The organism is uncultured Methylobacterium sp. (genome assembly GCF_964242245.1).
Taxonomy (GTDB): Bacteria; Pseudomonadota; Alphaproteobacteria; order Rhizobiales; family Beijerinckiaceae; genus Methylobacterium.
In genome coordinates this window covers 1-7,310 of sequence record NZ_CAXTBY010000087.1, presented here as the reverse complement: position 1 = coordinate 7,310, position 7,310 = coordinate 1, and the positions used below count along the sequence as shown (strand labels likewise).

At 66.6% G+C, this 7,310-nt stretch carries 4 protein-coding genes, 1 tRNA gene and 1 pseudogene; 5 read left to right on the top strand and 1 reads right to left on the bottom strand.

What is annotated here, in order from left to right; genetic code table 11:
• From ACFE8Y_RS16015 to ACFE8Y_RS16005, 3 genes and pseudogenes are all read left to right on the top strand, one after another.
• Positions 1-746: pseudogene (locus ACFE8Y_RS16015) on the top strand (NAD(P)/FAD-dependent oxidoreductase); the annotation flags it as partial.
• 36 nt (positions 747-782) lie between these two features.
• Positions 783-1,826, top strand: a complete 1,044-nt coding sequence (locus ACFE8Y_RS16010) for a hypothetical protein (RefSeq protein WP_375465375.1) — start codon at positions 783-785, stop codon at positions 1,824-1,826.
• Positions 1,819-2,796 (top strand): ABC transporter substrate-binding protein, encoded by a 978-nt coding sequence (locus ACFE8Y_RS16005; RefSeq protein WP_375465374.1) that lies wholly within the window; start codon positions 1,819-1,821, stop codon positions 2,794-2,796. Before ACFE8Y_RS16010 ends, ACFE8Y_RS16005 begins: the two co-directional genes overlap by 8 nt.
• Before the next feature lie 830 nt (positions 2,797-3,626).
• On the opposite strand, the gene ACFE8Y_RS16000 is transcribed toward ACFE8Y_RS16005, so the two are convergent.
• Positions 3,627-3,719 (bottom strand) — tRNA-Sec (locus ACFE8Y_RS16000).
• A 148-nt stretch (positions 3,720-3,867) separates the two neighbouring features.
• Between ACFE8Y_RS16000 and ACFE8Y_RS15995 the strand changes: the two genes are divergently transcribed.
• The gene (locus tag ACFE8Y_RS15995) at positions 3,868-6,246 is read left to right on the top strand and encodes an ATP-binding protein (protein WP_375465373.1); all 2,379 of its coding nucleotides are present in this window, start codon (positions 3,868-3,870) and stop codon (positions 6,244-6,246) included.
• The coding region (locus ACFE8Y_RS15990) for a sigma-54-dependent transcriptional regulator (protein WP_375465372.1) at positions 6,243-7,310 on the top strand (1,068 nt) is incomplete at its 3' end. The genes ACFE8Y_RS15995 and ACFE8Y_RS15990, both read left to right, overlap by 4 nt.

The following is a 7,310-nucleotide window of genomic DNA, read 5'->3' as shown; positions in this document are numbered from 1 at the left end:
TCGACAACGCAGCGACCGCCCTGGAACGCGGGGCCGCGTCGGTCCACGTCTTCGCCCGGCGCAGGGCGCTGCCGTTGGTCAACCCCAACCGATGGATGGAATTCGCGGGCTTCCTTCGACACTTCGGTGATCTCGACGACGCCAGGAAGTGGGCGTTCATGAAGACGATCTTCGACATGAACCAGCCGCCGCCGCAGGAGACCTTCGATCGCTGCGCCAGGTTCCCGAACTTCACGCTGCGGCTGGGCATCGCGCCGCAGGTTCGCGCGGAGGCCGAGCATGTCGCGATCGTGCATCACGGCCGGTCCGAGCGGTTCGACTTCCTGATCGCGGGGACGGGGTTCGTGGTCGACGTCGGCAGGCGGCCCGAGCTCGCGCGGTTCTCGGACAAGATCGCGCTGTGGGCGGACCGCTACGTTCCTCCCCGAGAGGACGCGAGCGCCACGCTCGGTGCCTATCCCTACCTCTCGTCCAACTTCCAGTTCACGGAGAAGTCTCCCGAAGGCGCTCCATACCTGAAGAACATCTTCAGCTACACCTTCGCGGCAATGCCGAGCCTCGCGTGCTCGGCCGGCATCTCGGCCCTGAAATTCGGTGTCGAACGGATCGCCGCCGGCATCAGCCGGAACCTCTTCCTGGAAGATTCCGACCTGCACCTCGCGTCGCTGCGATCGTACGGCGAGGCCGAACTCGATATGGGCCGCCTCGCGGCCGAGCCTCACGGCATGAATGCCAAGGTCGCATGATCTGCAATAATTGAAACGGAAGAGGGGAAAGAGACGATGGTCAGCGTCGAGGACCGGAAGAAACGCATGGTCGAGTCCGCACAGAAGATCCAGAGCCCCTTCGTCCTGGATGAAACCCTGTGCCTCTACAGCCCGCAGGACAACGTCGACTCCCTCGATCACCCGAGAATCCGGGAGTGGATCGCCTTCGTCGAGAACGACTACACGCCGAGCCTTCCGAAAGGAAAGACCTCCGTGCTCCTGTTCATGCCCTGCACGAAAACCAAACCGTATCCGTTCTCGTCCGAGCACAAGGCCATCAATCAGAGGCTGCTGGACGAAGGTTTCAGACCGACCGGGCGAGACTATCTTCCCCAGGAATTGCAGGCGAGACTGGAACCGGAGTTCTCGCAGGAGGTGCTCAACCTGTCGCCGCTGGCAAACGATGCCGGCGTCGTGATCCACCGGATGGTCATCTCGGAGCCGCTGGGCGTGGTGCCGTACGAGCATATCGCCGCGTTCAACGGGAAGGTGTCTCCGGCCGTCTCCTACGACGATCCCGGCTTGTTTGAGAAGCGCGGCAACGCCGTCTCGCCGTGGCGGGACGACTGCACGGGCCGCCGCCAATCGGCCACGCGCTGGAAGTGGGGCGATGAGGAGCAGCGGTCTTACGTCGTCATGCACAACGCGATGGCGGAGACGGTCGCGAAGGTCGTCGGACGGATCGGCCACAGCTACGACGACATCGTGGCCTGGGTCGCGCCGGGGCTCACCCACCGCAGCTTCGTGCTCGGACGCGAGGAGCGTTCGGTCAACAAGGTCCCGGCCATGAGGCAGGTCGGCGCGAAGAAGATGGCGCTGATCGGCGCCAACGATCATCTGTCGGGCCGGACGATCCACAGCATGCCGACGCGGGAGGAATGCAAGGATGCGCTCGACAGGCTGGCCAGGAAGCTCGATCTCCCGCTGGCGAAGGCGAACGGGATCTACGCACGCGGAGGGGTGTCGGCCACGCCGCTCGCGCTCCCGGAACTCCTCGATGCCCTGATGGTGCGAATCAACGGCGCGGGTGCGCACGCAAGGTCTCAACGTCATGGCTAACGAACGTCTCAAGGTCGGTCTCAGCGAGTCCGACCGCACGAGGCCGCTCGCCGTCGGGGACGTCAAGATTTCCGGGATCGAGACGGAGATCAGCCTGCTCGGCGTGCAGGACCTCTTCAATAGGCAGTTGACGGACGCTACGTTCGATTGCTGCGAGTTTCCGGTGTCGTCATTCCTGCGGACGCTGGAACGGCCGGAGAGGCCGTATGTCGCAGTCCCTATCTTCCCCTCGCGCCACTTCCGATTGTCCAGCGTGTACGTGAACACGGGGAAAAACATCCGCAAGCCGTCGGACCTCGCAGGAAAGAGGATCGGCGTGCCGGTGTTCGACATGGCCGCCGCGGTATGGCTGCGCGGCATCTTCCACGATCATTACGGTCTCGATCGCAGGTCGCCGATCTACGTTGCGGGCGGATTGGAGACGGCGCGCGCCGGCGACGAGCATCCGCAGGCATACCCCGAACGCTTCGCGCACGAACAGCGCAACGACCGCAGCCTCGCGGCGCTCCTGGCCGATGGCGAGATCGACGCGCTCTACACGGCGCGGGCGCCGTCCTCATGGCCCTCGGAGAACGTCGGACGGCTGTTCGCCGACCCGATGGGCGAGGAGATGGGGTACTTCCAGCGCACGCGCATCTTCCCCGCCATGCATCTGGTCGCGATCAAGCGCAGCGTCGTCACGCGCTGTCCCGGCTTGCCGACGGCCGTCTACGAGGCCTTCGCACGGGCGCAGGACAGCGCGCGCGCCAAGCTCGCCGACTCCGCCGCGTTGTCGACCATGCTGCCCTGGCAACTCGAGAACCTGCTGCATGCACAGGAGCAGCTCGGCCAGGACTTCTGGCCGGCCGGACTGGAGAAGAACCGCCACATGATCGAGACGGCCATCAGCTACATGTTTGCCGATGGTTTGATCCAGACGAAGTTTCAAGCGGAGGATATATTTGCCGATTCCGGGCTGCTTGCGACTTGACATGCTGGGGGCAGGAGCATCTCGGGCGCGATGCCCGGGCCGCCGCCGTTCACGCAGCGTTGCTGACCAGCAAGAGGCGCACTACCTTAAGTATGCTTCAGTATCTAGTGCAACAGCATAACTATCTGGAAACATAAGGCATAATCATATCATTCACTGAAGTAATAATTGCTTGTACTATTCAGTGAATGGTGGCGAGGCGGGCTGGGATGCAGAAACCGCACTACAGCGCGTGGAATTCCTGGAAGGTTGATTATACGACGTTCAAGCCGTTCGGAAGGTTCAGTCCTTCCACCGTGACGATGGATGCTCCCTCAGCTTGAAGCGCGAGAAGCGTGCAGAAGCACGACGGCAATCCATCGGTCAGCACGGTACAAGCTCCGCAAGCGCCCTCTGCCCCAGCCCACGTGCGTGGTGATCAGTCCGAGATTGTCCCGGATAAAATCGCAAAGTAAAAGACAGTCCTCGAGCGGTGCCCTCACTGGCTCGTGATCGACCGTCATCGAAACGATCTTCTGGCATGAGGGACAGGGCAGCGGTACACCCACTTCGCCAGTCGATTCGCCGTGATCGCGAAGCGGACGAAGATGCCGTGGCGCTGCCACGACTGACGGCATCGGTTCGCGAGCGTGTCCCTCCAGGAGAGCGGCGACTTGGCGGCCTTGCAAGCGATCCTGGGTTCATCGACACATCGCGATGACGCTCAAGTACGCCCACCTGAACACCGCATGCTTGCATCATGCAATCCAGAGTGTCGGCACGAAAACCGGCACAGCGCCGCTGGTCTCGACGGGGACGATATCGCCGGAACCTAAGCTAAGTGCTTGATCTGGCGGAAGCGGATGGGAATCGAACCCACCGTACGCTTTGGGCGTACCACTGGTTTTGAAGACCAGGAGGGCCACCAGACCCCGTTCGCCTCCGCCCACCGGGATAGCATCGTCCGACGCCGGGTCCAAGCTCCAGCAGGCACGGCGGTGCCCGCGCTCGCTGGCGGACCTCGCGCGGGGCGGACGGACGAAGATCCGATTCGTAATAATTTCGCCACACTGTTGTGGCCCTGCATCAGCCATGCCGCTTCTGCGATCCAGGACCTCGGAGGCTCCGGCAAGGGGCCCCGACGAGACCGCTTCCGTCGCCGGTGGGCGGCCGGGGCCGCGCGGGCCCGGGTGGATCGGGGCCGCGGTGGTGGTCACCGCCCTGGTCTCGGCGATCGCCACCTTCCTGATCCTGGCCGGCGTCATCCGCGTGACGCCGACGCCGACCGTCGGCGTGACCCTGCTGGCGGTCAACGTCGTGCTCGTGCTCGGTCTGGCGGTGATCATCGCCTGGGAGGCGCGCGTCTTCCTGCACGCCCGGCGGGCGAACGCGGCGGTGGCGCGGCTGCACTCGCGCATCGTCGGCCTGTTCAGCCTGATCGCGATCCTGCCGACCTGCCTCCTCGCGGTCGTCGCCTCGGTGACGATTGACCGCGGGCTGTCGCTGGGCTTCACCGACCGGGTGCGCGACGTGGTGCTGAAATCCGTCGAGATCGCCGATGCCTATCAGGAGAACCAGTGCCAGTCGCTGGCCCGCGAAATCCGCATCCTCAACGACGACCTGACGCGGGCGCGCCCGAACTTCGACGTGAACCGCGACTGGTTCGAGGGCTTCCTCACCGTCCGCGCAACCAATCTCGGCCTGCCGGTCGCCCAGATCATGCGCGGGCCGAGCGAGGTCGTGGCGCGCGCCAAGATCGACGTGCTCAAGACCACGCGCCTTCCGTCGGCGGCCGCCTTCGAGGACGCGGCGAAGTCCAACGATCCCGTCTGCCTGCTGCCGACGGAAGGCCGGATCTTCGCGGCGATGCTGCGGATGCCGGCCTACGACGACGCGGTGCTGCTGGTGCAGCGCGAGGTCAGCCAGCTCGCCATCGACTTCCCCGGCGTCTCCCGCGCGGCGGCGGCCGAGTACCTGACCTACGACTCCCTGCGGACCTCGATCCAGGTCACCTTCGCCTCGGTCTTCGTGCTGATCGCGCTGATCGCGCTCCTGTCGGCGGTGTGGTTCGGGATGAACTTCGCCAATCGCTTCGTCGCCCCGATCCGCCGCCTGATCAACGCCGCCGACCAGGTCGCGTCCGGCAACTTCTACGCCCAGGTGCCGGCGCGCAAGACCGACGGCGACCTCGCCCATCTCGGCGAGAGCTTCAACAAGATGACGCAGGAGCTGCGCCGCCAGCACGCCGGGCTGACGGCGGCGAGCGACCTGATCGATCGCCGCCGCCGCTTCACAGAGGCCGTGCTCTCGGGGGTTTCGCCCGGGGTCATCGGCGTCGATGCCGGCGGCGTCGTCACCATCGCCAACCCCGCCGCCGAGCGGATGCTGGACCTGGGCAGCGCGGCGCTGGTCGGCGAGCCGCTGGCCGGCGCCGTGCCCGAACTCGCCCCGCTGCTCCCCGGGGGCGAGGGCCGGCAGCGGGCGCTCCAGCAGCAGATTCAACTCACGCGAGCGGGACGCGAGCGCACCATCGCGGTGCGGGTGACGAGCGAGCAGGCGCAAGGAGCTGCGCGCGGCTTCGTGGTGACGCTGGACGACATCACCGACCTCGTCTCGGCCCAGCGCACCTCGGCCTGGGCGGACGTGGCGCGGCGCATCGCCCACGAGATCAAGAACCCGCTGACCCCGATCCAGCTCTCGGCCGAGCGCATCCGGCGCAAGTACGGGAAAGTAATTACCGCCGATCGCGAGGTGTTCGATCAGTGCACCGCGACGATCATCCGTCAGGTCGACGAGATCAAGCGCATGGTCGACGAGTTCTCGTCGTTCGCCCGGATGCCCAAGCCCGCGATCGCCGAGAACGACCTCACCGAGATCGCCAAGCAGAACCTGTTCATGATGCGGGTGGCGCACCCCGGCATTGATTTCACCTTCTCCGCCGGCGGAGCGACGGAGGCTGAGACGATCATCGCGGCCTTCGACATCCGGCTCCTGTCCCAGGTGATCACCAACATCCTCAAGAACGCCGTCGAGGCGGTGGCTGAGGTGCCGGAGGCCGAACGCGGCAAGGGCCGGATCTCGCTGGGTCTCACCGTCGACGAGGCCTTCGCGACGATCACAGTGACCGACAACGGCAAGGGCTTCCCCGCCGAGGGGCGCCAGCGCCTGCTGGAGCCCTACATGACGACGCGCGAGGGCGGGACCGGCCTCGGGCTGGCCATCGTCAGCAAGGTGCTGGAAGAGCACGGCGGCGGGATCGAACTGAACGACAACCCGGCCGGCCGGGGCGGGCAGGTGCGCATGCGGGTTCCCCGCGCGCTTCCGCTGCGGGACGACGCGGCCGCGCACCCGGTCGGGCCCCACGAGGGCGCGAGCCCGGCCATGATCCAAGCGGGCGCAAGCCCGCCCACGCCTCACGAGAAGGGCGCCGCACCGACGGCCCCCCGAAGAATTGCGGAGATGCAGCCATGAGCGCCGATATCCTGGTCGTCGACGACGAGGCCGACATCCGCGACCTCGTCGCCGGCATCCTCGACGACGAGGGACACCGCGCGCGCACCGCGGGCGGGTCCGAGGAGGCGCTGGCCGCAATCGAGGCGCGGCGCCCCCACCTCGTCTTCCTCGACATCTGGCTCCAGGGCTCGCGCCTGGACGGCCTGCAGGTGCTCGACCTGATCAAGGCGTCCCACCCCGACCTGCCGGTGGTGATGATCTCGGGCCACGGCAACATCGAGACCGCGGTCTCGGCGATCAAGGCGGGCGCCTACGACTTCATCGAGAAGCCGTTCAAGGCCGACCGGCTGATCCTCGTGGCCGAGCGGGCGCTGGAGGCCTCGCGCCTCAGGCGCGAGGTGCGCGACCTCACGGCGCGCTCGGGCACCGCCAACCGCATCGTCGGGGCGTCGGTGGCGATCAACCAGCTCCGCCAGACGCTCGACCGCGTCGCGCCGACGAACGCGCGGGTGATGATCACCGGCGCGCTGGGCTCGGGCAAGGAACTCGCCGCGCGCAGCCTGCACAAGGCGTCGGCGCGGGCCAGCGGGCCCTTCGTGCTGCTGAACGCCGCCGCGATCCTGCCGGAGACGATGGAATCGGAACTGTTCGGCGTCGAGGGCGAGCAGGGCCGGCGGGTCGGCGCCCTGGAGGAGGCCCACGGCGGCACCCTCTACATCGACGAGGTCGCCGACATGCCGCGGGAGACGCAAGGGCGCATCCTGCGCGTCCTCGTCGACCAGAATTTTCAGCGCGTCGGCGGCACGACGCGGGTCCACGTCGACGTGCGCATCATCTCCTCGTCCTCGCGCGACCTGTCGGAGGAGATCGCCGCGGGCCGCTTCCGGGAAGACCTGTTCCACCGGCTGTCGGTGGTGCCGATCCGGGTGCCGTCCCTGTCCGAGCGCCGCGAGGACGTGCCGGAGTTGATCCAGTTCTTCATGGGCAACATCTCGGCCCAGACCGGGCTGCCGCGGCGCGTCATCGGCGAGGACGCGATGGCGGTGTTGCAGTCGCACAACTGGCCGGGCAACGTGCGCCAG

Coding starts and splice junctions, on each gene's coding strand:
- ACFE8Y_RS16010 (WP_375465375.1), top strand. CDS start 783: ATGGTCAGCGTCGAGGACCGGAAGAAACGCATGGTCGAGTCCGCACAG.
- ACFE8Y_RS16005 (WP_375465374.1), top strand. CDS start 1,819: ATGGCTAACGAACGTCTCAAGGTCGGTCTCAGCGAGTCCGACCGCACG.
- ACFE8Y_RS15995 (WP_375465373.1), top strand. CDS start 3,868: ATGCCGCTTCTGCGATCCAGGACCTCGGAGGCTCCGGCAAGGGGCCCC.